General features: G+C 62.4%; 18 protein-coding genes and 1 other annotated feature. Of the genes, 12 read left to right on the forward strand and 6 right to left on the reverse strand.

The window, feature by feature from the left end:
* Positions 1 to 8: 8 nt before the first annotated feature.
* The gene (locus BVU99_RS20095) at positions 9 to 992 is read left to right on the forward strand and encodes a magnesium and cobalt transport protein CorA (RefSeq protein ID WP_025302200.1); all 984 of its coding nucleotides are present in this window, start codon (positions 9 to 11) and stop codon (positions 990 to 992) included.
* 74 nt (positions 993 to 1,066) lie between these two features.
* Here the strand turns inward: BVU99_RS20095 and BVU99_RS20100 are convergent, their stop codons facing one another.
* The 4 genes from BVU99_RS20100 to speB form a co-directional block, all read right to left on the reverse strand.
* Complete coding sequence (locus BVU99_RS20100; protein WP_099817576.1) at positions 1,067 to 1,879, reverse strand: nitrilase-related carbon-nitrogen hydrolase; 813 nt, start codon at positions 1,877 to 1,879, stop codon at positions 1,067 to 1,069.
* A complete protein-coding gene (locus BVU99_RS20105) occupies positions 1,876 to 3,303 on the reverse strand; it encodes a cytosine permease (protein WP_099817577.1) in 1,428 nt (475 codons plus the stop codon). Before BVU99_RS20105 ends, BVU99_RS20100 begins: the two co-directional genes overlap by 4 nt.
* A 16-nt stretch (positions 3,304 to 3,319) precedes the next feature.
* On the reverse strand, positions 3,320 to 4,705 hold the full coding sequence (locus BVU99_RS20110; protein WP_049205893.1) for a sodium:solute symporter: 1,386 nt from the start codon (positions 4,703 to 4,705) through the stop codon (positions 3,320 to 3,322).
* Positions 4,706 to 4,782: 77 nt separating this feature from the next.
* Complete coding sequence (speB, locus tag BVU99_RS20115; protein ID WP_043137848.1) at positions 4,783 to 5,715, reverse strand: agmatinase; 933 nt, start codon at positions 5,713 to 5,715, stop codon at positions 4,783 to 4,785.
* A gap of 249 nt (positions 5,716 to 5,964) precedes the next feature.
* On the opposite strand from speB, the gene BVU99_RS20120 reads away from it, so the two are divergent.
* Positions 5,965 to 6,870, forward strand: coding sequence for a LysR family transcriptional regulator (locus tag BVU99_RS20120; RefSeq protein WP_099817578.1), 906 nt, complete (start codon positions 5,965 to 5,967; stop codon positions 6,868 to 6,870).
* Here BVU99_RS20120 and BVU99_RS20125 read toward each other — a convergent pair.
* Positions 6,861 to 8,051 (reverse strand): MFS transporter, encoded by a 1,191-nt coding sequence (locus BVU99_RS20125; RefSeq protein ID WP_025302194.1) that lies wholly within the window; start codon positions 8,049 to 8,051, stop codon positions 6,861 to 6,863. The genes BVU99_RS20120 and BVU99_RS20125 overlap by 10 nt on opposite strands.
* 137 nt (positions 8,052 to 8,188) lie before the next feature.
* Here BVU99_RS20125 and BVU99_RS20130 point away from each other — a divergent pair, with 137 nt between their 5' ends.
* Positions 8,189 to 9,073, forward strand: coding sequence for a LysR family transcriptional regulator (locus BVU99_RS20130; RefSeq protein WP_043137856.1), 885 nt, complete (start codon positions 8,189 to 8,191; stop codon positions 9,071 to 9,073).
* Between the two features lie 15 nt (positions 9,074 to 9,088).
* Here BVU99_RS20130 and BVU99_RS20135 read toward each other — a convergent pair whose 3' ends face one another.
* Complete coding sequence (locus tag BVU99_RS20135) at positions 9,089 to 9,913, reverse strand: SDR family oxidoreductase (protein ID WP_043137858.1); 825 nt, start codon at positions 9,911 to 9,913, stop codon at positions 9,089 to 9,091.
* Positions 9,914 to 10,142: 229 nt separating this feature from the next.
* Between BVU99_RS20135 and hisL the strand changes: the two genes are divergently transcribed.
* From hisL to hisIE, 9 genes are all read left to right on the forward strand, one after another.
* Positions 10,143 to 10,190, forward strand: coding sequence for a his operon leader peptide (hisL, locus tag BVU99_RS25035; protein ID WP_100396937.1), 48 nt, complete (start codon positions 10,143 to 10,145; stop codon positions 10,188 to 10,190).
* Positions 10,166 to 10,292, forward strand: a sequence feature (His leader region). It overlaps the preceding gene by 25 nt.
* Positions 10,293 to 10,363: 71 nt before the next feature.
* A complete protein-coding gene (gene hisG, locus BVU99_RS20140; protein ID WP_015377256.1) occupies positions 10,364 to 11,263 on the forward strand; it encodes an ATP phosphoribosyltransferase in 900 nt (299 codons plus the stop codon).
* A 4-nt stretch (positions 11,264 to 11,267) separates the two neighbouring features.
* Complete coding sequence (gene hisD, locus BVU99_RS20145) at positions 11,268 to 12,575, forward strand: histidinol dehydrogenase (protein WP_025302191.1); 1,308 nt, start codon at positions 11,268 to 11,270, stop codon at positions 12,573 to 12,575.
* Entirely contained in the window at positions 12,572 to 13,660 is a 1,089-nt protein-coding gene (hisC, locus tag BVU99_RS20150) for a histidinol-phosphate transaminase (RefSeq protein ID WP_099817579.1), read from the forward strand. Before hisD ends, hisC begins: the two co-directional genes overlap by 4 nt.
* Positions 13,657 to 14,724 (forward strand): bifunctional histidinol-phosphatase/imidazoleglycerol-phosphate dehydratase HisB, encoded by a 1,068-nt coding sequence (hisB, locus tag BVU99_RS20155; protein WP_099817580.1) that lies wholly within the window; start codon positions 13,657 to 13,659, stop codon positions 14,722 to 14,724. Before hisC ends, hisB begins: the two co-directional genes overlap by 4 nt.
* A complete protein-coding gene (gene hisH, locus BVU99_RS20160) occupies positions 14,724 to 15,314 on the forward strand; it encodes an imidazole glycerol phosphate synthase subunit HisH (RefSeq protein ID WP_004938803.1) in 591 nt (196 codons plus the stop codon). The genes hisB and hisH overlap by 1 nt, the downstream gene beginning before the upstream one ends.
* A gap of 5 nt (positions 15,315 to 15,319) precedes the next feature.
* Positions 15,320 to 16,057: a 1-(5-phosphoribosyl)-5-[(5-phosphoribosylamino)methylideneamino]imidazole-4-carboxamide isomerase gene (gene hisA, locus BVU99_RS20165; RefSeq protein ID WP_025302188.1), complete on the forward strand. Its 738-nt coding sequence runs from the start codon at positions 15,320 to 15,322 to the stop codon at positions 16,055 to 16,057.
* Entirely contained in the window at positions 16,039 to 16,815 is a 777-nt protein-coding gene (gene hisF / locus BVU99_RS20170) for an imidazole glycerol phosphate synthase subunit HisF (protein ID WP_025302187.1), read from the forward strand. The genes hisA and hisF overlap by 19 nt, the downstream gene beginning before the upstream one ends.
* The gene (gene hisIE, locus BVU99_RS20175; protein WP_015377251.1) at positions 16,809 to 17,429 is read left to right on the forward strand and encodes a bifunctional phosphoribosyl-AMP cyclohydrolase/phosphoribosyl-ATP diphosphatase HisIE; all 621 of its coding nucleotides are present in this window, start codon (positions 16,809 to 16,811) and stop codon (positions 17,427 to 17,429) included. Before hisF ends, hisIE begins: the two co-directional genes overlap by 7 nt.
* The last annotated feature ends 23 nt before the right edge of the window (positions 17,430 to 17,452 follow it).

Raw genomic sequence — 17,452 nt, forward strand, 5'->3', positions numbered from 1 at the left:
ATGGACGGATGGACAGCAAAAGCATGGTGGTGAACTGTGTAGCGTACAAAGCCGGCCAACGGCTGGGCGAAGTGACCATCGACGATATCAGCGAGGTGGTCAAACAGCCGGACACCTTCGTCTGGCTGGGGCTGCGGCAGCCGGAGCCGGCGTTTATGCGCAAGGTGCAGGAGGAGTTTGGCCTGCACGATCTGGCGATCGAAGACGCGCTGTGCGCGCATCAGCGGCCGAAGCTGGAAACCTACGGCGACTCGCTGTTCATCGTGGTGAAAACCGCGCAGTGGGGCGAACACGACGAAATCGAATACGGCGAAACCCACTTCTTCGTCGGCAAAAACTTTCTGGTGACGGTGCGCCACGGCGCCTCGCCCAGCTACGCGCCGATCCGCGCCAAGGCGGAAGAGAACCACAAGCAGATGTGCCGCGGGCCGGGCTTTGCCCTCTATTCGGTGTTGGACTTCGTAGTGGATAACTACCGCAGCGTGGTGACGCGCTTCGAGAGCACCATCGAGAACATCGAAGCCAACATGTTCCAGTCGGAGTTCGATCAGGCGGCGATCGAGAACGTCTATACCCTGCGCCGCCACCTGCTGGCGCTGCGCAACGCCGCGCTGCCGATGGATGAAATCTGCAATCAGCTGATCCGCCTGCACGAAGAGGTGATCCCGAAAGAGCTGCGCGCCTACGTGCGCGACGTGCAGGATCACGCGCATCAAGTGGTCAGCAACATCGACGACATGCGCGAAATGCTGACCAACGCCATGCACGTCAACCTGGCGCTGGTGACGGTCAAACAGAACGAAGTGGTGAAACGGCTGGCGGGCTGGGGGGCGATTTTGGCCATCCCGACGGTGGTCTTCAGCCTGTACGGCATGAACTTCGCCGATATGCCGGAGCTGAAGTTCCCGTGGGCCTACCACGCCACGCTGGGAGTGACCGCCGTCGGCTGCATTTTCCTGTATCAGAAGCTGAAGAAATCGGGCTGGCTGTAGCGCCCAAACGGCGGCTTTTCCCGCCGGCAAAGACGCTCTGCGGGGCAGCCGGGTCCACCGACCGCCCCGCCGCTTCAATACAGCATCGGCCGCCGATCGCGATGCACGTGATTGTGGCGGCCAATGTGCTTGTCATCGGCTGTGCCGAGATCCATCGATGCCAGCACCATGCCTTCGCCCTCCAGGCTCTGCGTCAACGGATAACCATCGGCGTCGACGATCACCGATCCGCCGATCCACGCAACGCCGCGCTCCGTTTCGCAGCGATCGCACACCGCGATGAACAGCCGATTGACGGCGGCGTTGGCCTGCGTCTTCACCATCTCCGCCGGCCGTTCACCCTGCGGGCGCGGCGCCAGCGGCCAGTTGACCGGCGCGCACAGCAGTTGAGCACCGGCCAACGCCGGCAGCCGCACCCACTCAGGGAATTCGAGATCGTAACAGATCATCACCGCCAAGCGGCCAAAGTGGGTCTCGACGACCGGCGGTGGCCGATCGCCGGCGGTAAAGATCGTGCTCTCTTCATGCCACAGGTGGGCCTTGCGATAAATCGCCCTCACCCCCTGCGCATCGATCAATGCCGCGCTGTTGGCCACCTCACCCTCGGGCAGGCGCTCGCAGAAACCGGCGACGATCGCCACATCCAGCTCACGCGCCAGTCCCCCCCACAGGCTGAGGCTAGGCCCGTCTTCGGCCTCGGCCAACGCCAGCGCCTCCGCCTTATCGCGCAGCACGTAGCCGCTGTTCACCAACTCCGGTAACACGATGACGTTGGCGCCGTGCTGCGCCGCCCGGCGGATAGCCTGGGCGGACAGCGCCCGATTGTGCTCCGCTTCCCCTACCCGCAACGCTAACTGGCAGCATGCGACGCTGATTTTTTCCTTCACTCCGGTTCTCCTTCCAATAACCCCTCGCAGCGCAACGCCACCCGCCGTTCGGCTTCAAGATCGAGCTTACGGCACATTACGACATAAACGCTCCCGGCCACCAGCAGGCCGATCAGAAAAGCGATATCCGCGCCACCCAGTAAAACAGCAAAGGGACCGGTGTAAAAGCCCAACGTCATGAACGGCACCATCGCCAGCAGACCGACCGCGTAAGCCGTCAGACCGGAGCCGCCCCAGCGGCCGTAGATCCCCGACGGGTTGAAGATTTCACCTATCGCGTAATGCCCGCCGCGCACCACGTAAAAGTCCATCAGGTTCACCGCCGTCCAGGGCACCAGAAAATACAGCATCAGCAGTACGAAGGTATTGAAGCTGGCGAGATAGCTCGCCGGGATGGCCAACGCCACCGCAAACACCGTCATAGCGACGACGCCAATGCCGGCCATGCGTAATTTCAACGTTGGCGTCACTTTACGGAACGCGTCAATCGCGCTGAGGCTGGTCAGCATTGCGCCATAACAGTTGACCGCCATGATACCGACCAGCGAGGGCACGGCGATCAGCACGGCCAACGTACCAAACCCAGGATAGACGGCATTACCCACCGCCTGTACGCTGCCGATCGCATCGGGGGCCGGTAAGGCTGAAGCCAGAAACGCGCCCAGCGACATCAGCCAAAGCGCCGATCCGGCCGCCCCCAGGTAAGTCCAAAAGATCACGTTGGCCGACGGCGTTTCATGCGGTAAATAACGCGAGTAGTCGGAAACGTACACTGCATAGCTGATTTGATAGCCGGCGGCGGCCGACAGCTGAATCAAAAAGGCCGCCCACGAAAAATGCCCGGCGCCGACGACGGCGTCCATCCGCAGCGACAACACGGCGCCGACCGTCAGCACGCCGAACACTGCCATCATCACATAGGTCAGCCAGCGCTGCACCGCATGCAGCATGTCATGGCCGACGATCGCCAACAGCACGGCCACCGCGATCAGCAACGCATACCAAGGCAGACGGTGGCCCGGCAACACCGTGTTGATCGCATCGGTCGCGAGAATAACGTTGAACACATTGAAACCGATGTAAACAAACACCACGGCGGCAAAGGGAACGATGGCGCCACGCAGGCCGAATTGGGCCCGTGACTGGATCATCTGCGGCAGCCCCATGCGCGGCCCCTGATTGGCATGACACGCCATGAAGAACGTGCCGACCCCCACGCCGACGGCAATGGCCAGCATCGAATAAAGCGCGCCCAACCCCAACGCCGGGCCGCTGAAACCGACCACCATCGTCGTCAAAACGAAATTACCGGTAAACCAAAACGGCGCCTGATGCCAAACCTTGCCATGCCGCTCGTGACGGGGCACATAGTCTATCGAGCGCACTTCAATTTTTGGGCGTGACGCCACATTGCGATTGTTCATGTCCCACCTCGTCGTTTCAACGCTCGGTTTGCGGCTGCAGCTGCGCTGCCGGGCGGCTCAACAGGCTGCCCAACACGAAGGCGACGCCGCCGCCCAGCAGACCGCCGTAGATCGGGCTGTTGGCATCGATGCCGTGCCAGATCATCAGCCCTACCACACACAGGCTGCCGGTCAGCATGCTGGCAATCGCGCCGGCGCTGGTAGCGCGCGGCCAGAAGATCGCCCCCACCAACGGGATCAACATGCCCCCCACCAACAGGTTGTAAGCCAGCGTCAGCGCCGCCAGCACGTCGCGCACCACAAACGCCAGCCCCAGCATGACCACACCCATGAAAAGCGTGGTGAAGCGCCCGGCGGCCAGCCCGCCGGAAGGTTTGCGGCGGATGGCCGGCAATACGTCCTCCAGCGCGATAGTGGAAGACGCCAGCAAGCAGGCGCTGGCGGTAGACATCAGCGCCGCCAACGCCGCGGCGGCCACCAGCCCGCTGACGCCGACCGGCAACACCGCCTGCGCGATAGCGGCGAAGGCGCCGTCGGTGTTGCTGAGCGACGGCAGCACGATCTTGCCGGCCATGCCGATCAGCGCGCCGGTCACGCCGTACAGCACGCAATAGACGCCCGCGCCCAGCCCGGCGAAGCGCGCCACATTGGCGCTGCGGGCGGTGAACACCCGCTGCCAGATGTCCTGGCCGATCAGAATGCCGAAGAAGTAGATCAGGAAGAACACCAGAATGGTGTCCAGCCCGATCGACGACAGCTGGTAGTAACCGGCGGGCAGCAGGCTGGTGAACGCCTCCCAGCCGCCGGCCTTGACGATGCTCATCGGCATCAGCACCAGCATCATGCCGACGGTCATGATGATGAACTGAATGATGTCGGTCAGCGTCAGCGACCACATGCCCCCCAGCGTTGAATACAGCACCACCAGCCCGCCGCCAAGCAGGATAGACGCGCTGAACGACAGGCCGAACATCACCTGCATCACGCTGCCGATGGCGATGATCGAGGTCACCGCCACCATCAGGTCATACGCCAGCATGATCGCGCCGCTGGTGACCCGCGCGGCCGGGTGATAACGCCGCGACAGCACCTGGCTGACGGTATACAGCTTCAGTTTGAGCAGCGGCTTGGCCAGCGCCAGGCTCAACACCACGATGCCCAGCCCGAGCGCGCCGCACAGCCAGACACCGGAGATGCCGTAGGTGTAGCCGAGCTTGACGCTGCCGATGGTCGACGCGCCGCCGAGCACCACCGCCGACAGCGTGCCCAGATACAGCCCCGGCCCCAGGTTGCGCCCGGCCACCAGATACGCCTCTTTGGAATTGGCGCGGTGAATGCCCATCCATCCCACCGCGCCTATCACCAGAAAGTAAATCACCACAACCAGCAGATCGAGATTCATGGGTACCTCCACTCCGTTGTTATTGTTATCAGGGGGCCCGACGCAACCGCTCCGCCGGTAGGGTCAGTACGCCGGCCTCAGCGGGCCGGCAGCACGCACAACATTTCAAACAGCAGGTTGGCGGCCAGCAGCGCCGTGTTACCGGAGCGATCGTAAGGCGGCGACACTTCCACCACATCGCCGCCCACCAGGTTCAGCCCGCGGCAACCGCGTACGATCTCCAGCCCCTGCCAAACCGACAGCCCGCCGACCTCCGGCGTGCCGGTACCCGGCGCAAAGGCCGGATCCAACCCGTCAATATCGAAGCTGAGGTAAACCGGCGCATCGCCCATCTGCTCGCGGATCTCCGCCATCAGCGGCGTCAGCGACCGGTGCCAGCAGGCCTCGGCCGGCACCACGCGGAAGCCCTGGCGCCGTGACCAATCGAAGTCATCCGCCGCATAGCCGCTGCCGCGCAGGCCAATCTGCACCACCTTTTCGGGCGCCAGCAGCCCCTCCTCAAACGCCCGGCGGAAGGTGGTGCCGTGCGCCAGCTGTTCGCCGAACATCTCCTCATTGGTATCGGAATGCGCATCGACGTGGATCAGCCCGACCGGGCCATGTCGGCGGGCGACGGCGCGCAGCACCGGCAGCGTCAGGGTGTGGTCGCCGCCGAGCGTCAACGGCATGCAGCCGTGTGCCAGGATCTCGTGATAAGCCGCCTCGATGCGCTGCACGCTGTCCGCCAGGCTGTAAGGGTTGATGGCGACATCCCCCAGATCGGCCACCTGCAGCCGTTCGAACGGGGCGGAACCGGTGCCCATGTTGTAGGGACGGATCATCACCGATTCCTGGCGGATCTGGCGCGGGCCATAGCGGGTGCCACTGCGGTTGGAGGTGCCGATATCCAGCGGAATGCCGACAAAGGCGGCGTCCAGACCGTGCGCCTGTTCGGCGGCGGGCAGGCGCATCATGGTGGGAATACCGGCAAAGCGCGGCATGTCGTTACCGCTTTGGGGTTGGTTCAGCATGGCGTATCCTTGTCTTGATCTGCGATGAATTGAAACATTTGAGCAACATTCGCAGACTACCCCGTTGGCCGCCTCGGCTACCATTCCCGCTTTTGCATGTAAACATCGGAAAACGCGATGCAACTAACCTATTGAAGTATTGATTTTTATTTCAAATTCATGCCATAAGGAAGACCATATCTTCAGCGCCGCACCTATTTCTTCGATGTTAAAAATGGGTTAACCGGCCGACGTTCTGCGGAGGGAGCGATGCTCACCAACCTAAGCGATATCGATCTGAAACTGCTGCGGGTGTTCGTCGCGGTGGCGGAAGCCCAGGGCGTCAGCGCCGCACAGGAAGCGCTGTTGATGAACCAATCCACCATCAGCACCCACCTGGCCTCGCTGGAAACCCGGCTGGGTTTTCGCCTGTGTCAACGCGGCCGCTCCGGCTTCCGGCTGACGCCCAAGGGCGAACGCATGCTGATCGCCTGCCGCTCGCTGTTCAACGCCGCCCGCGACTTCACCCGGGTCAGCCAGTCGCTGAACGGCCTGCTGACCGGCGATCTGCAGATCGGTCTGGTTGATAATCTGGTTTCGCTGCCGGGCAATCCGTTCAGTCAGGCCATCCAACACTTCCAACGCCGACATCAGGACGTGCAATTGCAGTGCCGCATCTGTTCGCCGAACGAGATTGAACAAGGGTTGCTGCACCGGCAGCTCGATCTGGGCATCGGCTACTTCGGCCAGCAGCTGGAGGCGTTGCGTTATCAGCCGTGGCTGGAGGAGACGCAGGCGATCTACTGCAGTAGGGATCACCCGCTGTTCGCGGTAGAAGAACCGGGGCGCGAGCAGATTGAAAACGCGCGCTGGGTCAAGCGCGGCTACCTGCTGGCGCAGCAGCTGTGCCCGATCGCGCCGCCGCATCTGGCCGCGGTGGCCAACCATATGGAAAGCGTCGCCCATCTGGTGCTGAGCGGCACCTGTCTCGGCTATTTGCCCACCCACTACGCGGCGCGTTGGGTGGAACAGGGGCTGCTTCGGCAGTTGGGCGGTACGGCGCTCTCATACCGCGCCACGCTCAGCCTGGTCAGCCGCCCCGTCCAGCCCGACGAGGCGCTGAACGCGCTGCTGGAGGATTTGGCGCGCGCCGCACGCCCATCACCTCATCGCTGAGAGGCCAGCGCCCGATTCATGGCAAACAGCGTGCCGGTTAAAGACAGGACGAGTAATCCGATGATGGCCCAGGCGAAAGAGGGCGCCCCGCCCTTGTCGAGCAACATGCCGCCGACCGCGCCACCGGCTGCCACGGCGGTATTCCAGCCCGTCGTATACATGGACTGCGCCACGTCGGCCGCGCGACCGGAAAGGCGTGACAATGCCGTCTGCGTGAGGGTGGCGAAACCGCCGAAAGCCAAGCCCCAACAAGCCACGGAGAGATAGACCATCGGGATCATCCGTCCCCCACTCCCCAGCAGCACGGCAGCGAGAGCAAAGATGACGATACTCATCACCGTAAGAGATTGGACTCGCCGATCGACCAGCATCCCGGCGACGCCCAATCCGGCAATCGCGCCCAGCCCGAAGATAAACAGAACGATATCAACCCGCTCGGACAACCCCGACGGCTTGAGAAAAGGCTCCAGGTAGATATACAGAATGTTATGGGCAACGATAAAGGTGAACACCACGAACAGCACGGCGCGGATCCCCCGTTGCAAGAATACGCCGCTCAGAGACGGCCGATGCGCCTTAGCCTGGCCGGGGAAATCCGGCACGATGGCGATGATCCACACCACGAGCACCAGCGCCATCAACGTCATCAGACCAAAGGCGCCCTGCCAGCCGATGGCTCGGCCAAGCAACGTGCCGAGCGGTACGCCAAGCACCAACGCCAAAGTGGCGCCGGCGCCGGAGATCGCAATAGCGCGGCCGCCAAGGTGGGCCGGTGACATGCGCACCGCATAACCGGCCAGCAAGGACCAAACGATGCCGCCGAAAACGCCGGCGAAGAAACGCGTCGCCAATGAGACGTGATAATCGTTCGACAGCGCCGTGACGAGGTTAACGATGGCAAAACCGCCGATCGCGCTCAACAGCAAGGGGCGGCGCCGCATGCCCTGCGTCAATGCGGTGAGCGGAATAGCGGCGACCAACGCGCCCACCGCATAGGCGGTGATGAACTGCCCCGCCAGGCTTTCAGATACGTTCAAATCGCCCGCGATCGAAGACAGCACGCCCGCCGGCATGATCTCGGTCAGCAGCGTGATAAAAGCGGCCATCGCCAACGCCAGCAGGCCGCCCAGCGGCAACCGATCGATGCCCTCGGCAGGCGCAGATATCGTCGTTTGATTCATTAATCACTCCCCATTCAAAGATGTTTCCGCCCATCGCGGATGACGTTTGCATCATGCTGCCCACTCGCTGATAAAAGAAAAACAGGCTAAAGTGAACAACACTCATGACATAAAGTTCATCAATAGAATGGAAGCCTATGGAAAGTCTGGGTTCTCTCGACGTTTTCGTGCGGGTCAGTGAAAGCCGAAGTTTCACGGCGGCCGGGCAACAGCTGGGGATCTCCGCCTCGGCGGTCAGCAAGACCATCGCCCGGCTGGAGGAACGACTCAGCGTGCGCCTGTTTCACCGCTCTACCCGCACGGTCAACCTGACACCGGAAGGGGCCTTGTTTCTGGAAAGGTGCCGACGCATTTTGAGTGAGGTGAAAGAGGCGGAAGCCGAACTGTTGCAAACGCGGGGAACACCTCAGGGCAAGCTGCGCATCAGTCTCCCGTCGCTGGGCACGCTTTTCATGCCAAAACTGGGGGACTTCAAGCGCCGCTATCCTGAGATCGAGCTGGATATTGATTATTCGGATCGGCTGGTTGACGTGATTGAGGAAGGTTTCGATGCCGTTATCCGCAGCGGAACCCCGAGCGATTCACGGCTGGTTGCCCGCCGGCTGGGTACCTGCCGCAAGGTTTTCGTTGGCGCCCCGGGTTATTTCAGCAAAGTGGGTATGCCGCGCAAGCCCGAGGATCTGACAAGCCATGCCCGTTTGCATTATCGCTTTCCCAGCACCGGCAAACTGGATGTCTGGCCGCTGGGAGACAAGACGGAGATGATCCCCGAACGGCCGGCCAGCATGGTGACAAATACCCTCGATCCGCAGGTATGCTTCGCCGAACAAGGGCTGGGCATCGCTTATTTGCCGGAGATCGCCGTGCGCAGACAGCTGGAACAGGGCAGCCTGGTGACGGTTTTGGATGACTACGACCGCGAGAACATGGTTTTTCATGTCCTCTGGCCGTCGGGCCGCCACCTGTCAGTCAAAATCAGGCTGTTCGTCGACTTTGTGACGAGCCACCTTTTCCCGCTTTAAACAACGTATGCCGCCTTAACTGACCGGCATACGCGCCGGATCGGGATACTGGTACTCAAAACCCAGCTCGTTGCAGATGCGGTTGCCGTCCACCAGCCGCTCATCCTGATCCGCTTCGTCGGCGAACTGCGGCGGCGCCAGGTGCAGCTGTTCGGCCAGCGCAGGATAAAATTCGCGTTTGGCCGGATGATGCGGCGCGCACAGGTTGTACACGTGACCGCCCCTCGGCAGCTTCAGCAGCAGTTGGATGGCGGCGATGACGTCGTCCTGGTGCACCAGATTCACCCCCTGCGACCCGCCCTTCACGTCGAGTTTGCCCGCCAGGAAGCGGCCGGGGTGACGATCGGCGCCCACCAGCCCCGCCAGCCGCAGAATGTCCACCGAGGTGTTCGGCAATTCATGCAGCCAGCGCTCCAGCTCGGCCAACACCCGGCCCGACGGCGAGACCGGCCGCAGCGGCGACTCTTCGCGCAGCGTGCCGGCAGTTTCGCCGTACACCGAGGTGGAACTGGTAAAGATCACCCGCGGCACGCCAAAGGCCATCGCGCTGTCCACCAGCATGCGCACCGCATTGAAATAATTCTCGCTGCCTTCGACGGTACGGCGAGCGGGCAGCGTCACCACCAGCGCATCCACACGCAGCAGCGATTCCAGATCGTCCGGATCGCACACCAGCTCCGGCGTCAGCTCCAGTTGATAGCATTCAATGCCGCTCATGCGCGCGGCCTCGACGCCGTCCGGCGTGGTTTTGCTGCCGACCACATCATACCCGCGGCCCATCAGCGATAACGCCAACGGCATGCCCAGCCAACCTAAACCAATAATGGCTACCTTTTTCATCCTCTTCCTCTCCTGAAGATCGCAGCGCCCTGCCCCTAAGGCTACGCCACTGTACACGGCGATACAATCTGCCCGGCTTAAGGTTAGGTAAAGCCGTGTGTGGCTAATAACTCAACCTGTTTCAATAAATTAAATTTATGACGTTAAAAAAGGGTTGCACGGTGGACAGCGGATAGTTTAGCTTAATTGGCATACGGTTTTTACCGGCTTTTGATTAGAGAAAAACACCATGACACGCGTTCAGTTCAACCACCATCATCACCATCACCCTGACTAGTCTTTCAGGCGATGTGTGCTGGAAGACGGTTTGTTAATCTTCCAGTGGCGCGCAGAACGCAAGAGAGAGCCCTCGGAAGATTTCTTCCGAGGGTTTTTTTTTGGCTCCGGACAGACAGAAAAGAAAGTTTTTTACAATAAATTCATAAAATTACAGATTAAACAGAGGTTACCATGCTGGACAAGACACGTTTACGGATCGCAATGCAGAAGTCGGGCCGCCTGAGCGATGAATCCCAGGAACTGCTGGCACGCTGCGGCATCAAGATCAACCTGCAGCAGCAGCGTCTGATCGCCTTCGCCGAAAACATGCCGATCGATATCCTGCGCGTGCGCGACGACGACATCCCGGGCCTGGTGATGGACGGCGTGGTCGATCTGGGCATCATCGGCGAGAACGTGCTGGAAGAAGAGCTGCTCAGCCGCCGCGCCCAGGGTGAAGACCCGCGTTACTTCACCCTGCGCCGCCTCGATTTCGGCGGCTGCCGCCTGTCGTTGGCCACCCCACTCGACGCCGAATACGCCGGCCCGCAAAGCCTGCAGGACGCCCGCATCGCCACCTCTTATCCGCACCTGCTGAAGCAATACCTCGACAAACAAGGCGTGCGCTTCAAATCTTGCCTGCTGAACGGCTCGGTGGAAGTCGCGCCGCGCGCCGGCCTGGCCGACGCCATCTGCGATCTGGTCTCTACCGGCGCCACGCTGGAGGCCAACGGCCTGCGCGAAGTGGAGGTGATCTACCGCTCCAAAGCTTGCTTGATCCAGCGCGACGGCGAAATGCCTGAAGCCAAACAGCAGCTGATTGACCGCCTGATGACCCGCATTCAGGGCGTGATCCAGGCGCGCGAATCCAAATACATCATGCTGCACGCGCCGAGCGAGAAGCTGGACGAGATCGTCGCGCTGCTGCCGGGCGCCGAACGCCCGACCATTCTGCCGCTGGCCGGCGCGCAGAATCGCGTGGCGATGCACATGGTCAGCAGCGAAACCCTGTTCTGGGAAACCATGGAAAAACTGAAAGCGCTCGGCGCCAGCTCGATTCTGGTGCTACCGATTGAAAAGATGATGGAGTAACGCCATGTCGACCTTCAACACGCCGATCGATTGGGCAACGTGCAGCGCCGAACGCCAGGCTGAGCTGCTGATGCGCCCGGCGATTGCCGCCTCCGACAGCATCACCCGCACGGTGAGTGAGATCCTCGACAACGTGAAGGCCAATGGCGATCGGGCGCTGCGCGACTACAGCGCCCGTTTCGACAAGGCGGAAGTCTCGGCGCTGCGCGTCAGCGCCGAGCAGATCGCCGCCGCCGCCGCGCGGTTGGGTGATGACATCAAACAGGCGATGGCGGTGGCCGTCGCCAACGTGGAAACCTTCCACAACGCGCAGCGACTGCCGCCGGTGGACGTCGAAACGCAACCGGGCGTGCGCTGCCAACAGGTGACCCGCCCAATCGACTCGGTGGGCCTGTATATTCCCGGCGGATCGGCGCCGCTGTTCTCTACCGTGCTGATGCTGGCGACGCCGGCGCGCATCGCCGGTTGCCGCCGGGTGGTGCTGTGCTCGCCGCCGCCGATCGCCGATGAGATCCTGTATGCGGCGCAGCTGTGCGGCGTGCAGGAAGTGTTTCAGGTCGGGGGCGCGCAGGCGATCGCCGCCCTGGCGTTCGGCACCGAAAGCGTGCCGCGCGTGGCGAAGATCTTCGGGCCGGGCAACGCCTTCGTGACCGAAGCCAAGCGGCAGGTCAGCCAGCGCCTCGACGGCGCGGCCATCGACATGCCGGCCGGCCCTTCTGAAGTGCTGGTGATCGCCGACGCCGGCGCCACCCCGGCGTTCGTCGCTTCCGATCTGCTGTCGCAGGCCGAACACGGCCCGGATTCGCAGGTGATCCTGCTGACGCCGGACGCGGCGATGGCGCAGGCGGTGGCCGAAGCGGTGGAAAGCCAGCTGGCCGAGCTGCCGCGCGCCGACACCGCACGCCAGGCGCTGGCGAGCAGCCGCCTGATCGTAGCGCGCGATCTGACTGAGTGCGTGGCGATCAGCAACCGCTACGGCCCGGAGCACCTGATTATTCAGACCCGTAATGCGCGCGAACTGGTGGACGGCATCACCAGCGCCGGTTCGGTGTTCCTCGGCGACTGGTCGCCGGAGTCCGCCGGCGATTACGCCTCCGGCACCAACCACGTGCTGCCGACCTACGGCTACACCGCCACCTGCTCCAGCCTCGGACTGGCCGATTTTCAAAAACGCATGACGGTGCAGGAGCTGACGCCGCAGGGCTTCAGCAACCTGGCCGCCACCATCGAGACGCTGGCTGCCGCCGAGCAGCTGATCGCCCACAAGAACGCCGTGACCCTGCGCGTCGCCGCCCTGAAGGAGCAAGCATGAGCATCGAAAAACTGGCGCGCGCCAACGTTCGCGAGCTGACCCCTTATCAATCGGCGCGCCGCCTCGGCGGCAAGGGCGACGTATGGCTGAACGCCAACGAATACCCGATCGCCCCGGAATTCCAACTGACCGCGCAAACCTTCAACCGCTATCCGGAGTGCCAGCCGGCGCAGGTGATCGAACGCTACGCCGCCTATGCCGGGGTCAAGAAAGAGCAGGTGCTGGTCAGCCGCGGCGCCGATGAAGGCATCGAGCTGCTGATCCGCGCCTTCTGCGAGCCGGGCAAAGACGCCATTCTGTTCTGCCCGCCGACCTACGGCATGTACGCCGTCAGCGCCGAAACCTTTGGCGTGGAGCGCCGCACCGTAGCCGCCAAAGAGGACTGGCAGCTGGATCTGCCGGCCATCGCGGACAGCCTGGACAACGTGAAGTTGATCTACGTCTGCAGCCCGAACAACCCAACCGGTAACCTGATTGACCCGGACTCTCTACGCAGCCTGCTGGAGATGGCCAAAGGCAAAGCGATCGTCGCGGTGGACGAAGCCTATATCGAGTTTTGCCCGCAGGCCTCGGTGGCCGGGTGGCTGAGCGACTATCCGCACCTGGCTATCCTGCGCACGCTGTCGAAGGCCTTTGCGCTGGCCGGCCTGCGCTGCGGCTTTACGCTCGCCAACGAAGATCTGATTGCCCTGCTGCTGAAGGTGATCGCACCTTACCCGCTCTCGACGCCGGTGGCGGATATCGCCGCGCAGGCGCTGAGCGAAGAAGGCATCCGCGCCATGCGTCAGCGCGTCACCGACATCGCCGCCACCCGCAGCTGGCTGCAGCAACAGCTGGAGAAATGCGCCTGCGTCGAGCAGGTTTTCGCCAGCGACAGCAATTACCTGCTGGCCCGCTTCACCGCCGCAAGTAATGTGTTTAAAAGCTTGTGGGATCAGGGCATTATCTTACGAGACCAAAACAAACAGCCCGGATTGTCCGGCTGCCTGCGCATCACCATAGGCACCCGCGACGAATGTCAACGCGTGGTGGACGCCTTGTCCGCCCTGCCCGGCGCCAACCAGACTCGCCAGGAGCCAATGTGAGCCAAAAAATCCTCTTTATCGATCGTGACGGCACGCTGATCGCCGAGCCACCGGAAGATTTCCAGGTCGATCGCCTGGACAAGCTGGCGCTCGAGCCGGACGTGATCCCTTCCCTGCTGGCGCTGCAACAGGCGGGGTATCAGCTGGTGATGATCACCAATCAGGATGGGCTCGGCACCGCCAGTTTCCCGCAGGAAACCTTCGATCCGCCGCACAACCTGATGATGCAGATCCTCAGCTCGCAGGGCATTCAGTTCGCCGATGTGTTGATCTGCCCGCACCTGCCGGCGGACAACTGCGACTGCCGCAAGCCGAAGACCGCGCTGGTGAAGGGTTACCTCAAACCCGGCGTGCTCGATACCGCCCACAGCTACGTGATCGGCGATCGGCCGACCGACGTGCAGCTGGCAGAAAACATGGGCATTCAGGGGCTGCGCTACCAGCGCGGCGTGCTGGGCTGGAAAGAGATCGTGCGCCAGCTGACCCTGCGCGACCGTCATGCGCGGGTTAACCGCGTGACCAAAGAGACGCAGATCGATGTCAACGTCTGGCTGGATCGCGAAGGCGGCAGCAAAATCAAAACCGGCGTCGGCTTCTTCGACCACATGCTGGATCAGATCGCCACCCACGGCGGCTTCCGCATGGAGATCGACGTCAAAGGCGACCTGTATATCGACGATCACCACACCGTAGAGGACACCGGCCTGGCACTGGGTGAAGCCCTGAACAAGGCGCTGGGCGACAAGCGCGGCATTGCCCGCTTCGGCTTCGTGCTGCCGATGGACGAGTGTCTGGCGCGCTGCGCGCTGGATATCTCCGGCCGCCCGCACCTGGAGTACAAGGCCGAGTTCAACTATCAGCGCGTCGGCGATCTCAGCACTGAAATGGTCGAGCACTTCTTCCGTTCGCTCTCTTACACCATGGGCTGCACGCTGCACCTGAAGACCAAGGGCAAAAACGACCACCACCGGGTCGAGAGCCTGTTCAAAGTGTTTGGCCGTACGCTGCGCCAGGCGATACGCGTCGAAGGCAATACCCTGCCGAGCTCGAAAGGAGTGCTGTGATGAACGTGGTGATTTTGGATACCGGCTGCGCCAACCTGGCCTCCGTCACCTACGCGGTGCGGCGCCTGGGCTATCAGCCGGAAGTGAGCCGCGATCCGGAGATCGTGCTGCGCGCCGACAAGCTGTTCCTGCCGGGCGTCGGCACCGCGCAGGCGGCGATGGATCAGCTGCGCGAACGCGATCTGATCGAACTGATCAGGGCCTGCACTCAGCCGGTGCTGGGCATCTGCCTCGGCATGCAGCTGTTGGCGGCCAGCAGCGAAGAGAACGGCGGCGTGACGACGCTCGGCCTCATCGATACGCCAGTAAAGCAGATGACCGACTTCGGCCTGCCACTGCCGCACATGGGTTGGAACCAGGTGTCCGCGCAAGCGGGCCACCATCTGTTCCGCGGCATCGATGACGGCGCCTACTTCTATTTCGTACACAGCTATGCGATGCCGATATGCCCCAGCACCATCGCCCAGGCGAACTACGGCGAGCCCTTCACCGCCGCCGTGCAAAAAGACAACTTCTTCGGCGTGCAGTTTCATCCAGAACGATCTGGAGCGGCCGGCGCGCAACTGTTGAAAAACTTTCTGGAGATGTAGGCAGCATGATTATTCCGGCTTTGGATTTGATCGACGGCAACGTGGTGCGCTTGCATCAGGGCGATTACGGCCAGCAGCGCGACTACGGCAACGATCCGCTGCTGCGTCTGCAGGACTATCAACAACAGGGCGCGCAGGTACTGCACCTGGTCGATTTGACCGGCGCCAAGGATCCGGCCGCACGCCAGATCCCGCTGCTGCGCAAGCTGTTGGCGGGGGTTAACGTGCCGGTGCAGGTCGGCGGCGGCATCCGCAACGAGCAAGACGTCAGCGCCCTGCTGGAGGCCGGCGCCACACGCGTGGTGATCGGCTCTACCGCGGTGAAACAACCGCAGTTGGTGCAGAGCTGGTTCGAGCGCTACGGCGCCGACGCGCTGGTGCTGGCGCTGGACGTGCGTATCGACCCGCAGGGCGTGAAACGCGTGGCCATCAGCGGCTGGCAGGAAGATTCCGACGCCACGCTGGAACAGGTGGTGGAGCAGTTCCTGCCCTACGGGCTCAAACACGTGCTGTGCACCGATATTTCGCGCGACGGTACGCTGGCCGGTTCCAACGTGGCGCTGTATCAGGCGATCAGCCGCCGCTATCCGCAGGTGGCCTTCCAGGCCTCGGGCGGCATCGGCAATCTGGACGACATCGCCCAGCTGCGTGGCAGCGGCGTTGCCGGCGTGATCGTAGGGCGCGCCCTGCTGGAAGGTAAATTTAGCGTTGAGGAGGCGATCGCATGCTGGCAAAACGGATAATCCCGTGCCTGGATGTTAAAGACGGGCAAGTGGTAAAAGGCGTGCAGTTCCGCAACCACGAAATCATCGGCGACATCGTGCCGCTGGCGCAGCGCTATGCGCAAGAAGGTGCGGACGAGCTGGTGTTTTACGATATCACCGCCTCGAGCGACGGCCGGGTGGTGGACAAAAGCTGGGTATCGCGCGTGGCGGAGGTGATTGATATTCCGTTCTGCGTCGCCGGCGGCATTAAAAGCGCCGAGGATGCCAGCCAGATCCTGTCTTTCGGCGCCGACAAGATTTCGGTCAACTCGCCGGCGCTGGCCGATCCTGAGTTGATTAGCCGCCTGGCGGAACGCTTCGGCGTGCAGTGCATCGTGGTAGGCATCGACACCTGGTTCGACAGTGAAACCGGCAAGTATCACGTCAACCAATATACCGGCGACGAGAGCCGCACCCGCATCACCCAGTGGGAAACCCTCGACTGGGTACAGGAAGTGCAGCGCCGCGGCGCCGGTGAGATCGTGCTGAACATGATGAACCAGGACGGCGTGCGCAACGGTTACGATCTGCAGCAGCTGCGCCGGGTGCGCGAGGCCTGCAAGGTGCCGCTGATCGCCTCCGGCGGCGCGGGCACCATGGAGCATTTCCTGGAAGCGTTCCGCGATGCGGACGTCGACGGCGCGCTGGCGGCGTCGGTGTTCCACAAACAAATCATCAATATCGGCGAACTGAAAAGGTTCCTGGTCGAACAAGGCGTGGAGATTCGCGTGTGCTGACAGAACAACAGAGAAACCAGCTGGACTGGGAAAAAACCGACGGCCTGATGCCGGCCATCGTGCAGCACGCCGTATCCGGCGAAGTGCTGATGCTGGGTTACATGACGCCGGAAGCGCTGGCGACCACCGAGCAGAGCGGTAACGTCACCTTCTTCTCGCGCACCAAGCAACGCCTGTGGACCAAAGGCGAAAGTTCCGGCCACTTCCTCAAGGTGGTCAGCATCACGCCGGACTGCGATAACGACACGCTGCTGGTATTGGCCAACCCGATCGGCCCGACCTGCCACCTCGGCAACAGCAGCTGCTTCCACCCGGCCGCCAGCGACTGGACGTTCCTCTATCAGCTGGAGCAGCTGTTGGCGGAGCGCAAGCACGCCAGCCCGGACAGCTCGTACACCGCCAGCCTGTACGCCAGCGGCACCAAGCGCATCGCGCAGAAGGTCGGGGAAGAAGGTGTGGAAACCGCGCTGGCCGCCACGGTCAACGATCGCGAAGAGCTGACCAACGAAGCCTCGGACCTGATCTATCACCTGCTGGTGCTGCTGCAGGACCAGGATCTGGATCTGAGCGCGGTGATCGGCCGGCTGCGCGAAAGGCATCAGAAAAAAGCGTGACGTTAAATCACGCGCAATAAAAA

Origin of the sequence: Serratia sp. OLAL2 (genome assembly GCF_002752475.1) — a bacterium.
GTDB classification, from domain to species: domain Bacteria; phylum Pseudomonadota; class Gammaproteobacteria; order Enterobacterales; family Enterobacteriaceae; genus Serratia; species Serratia bockelmannii.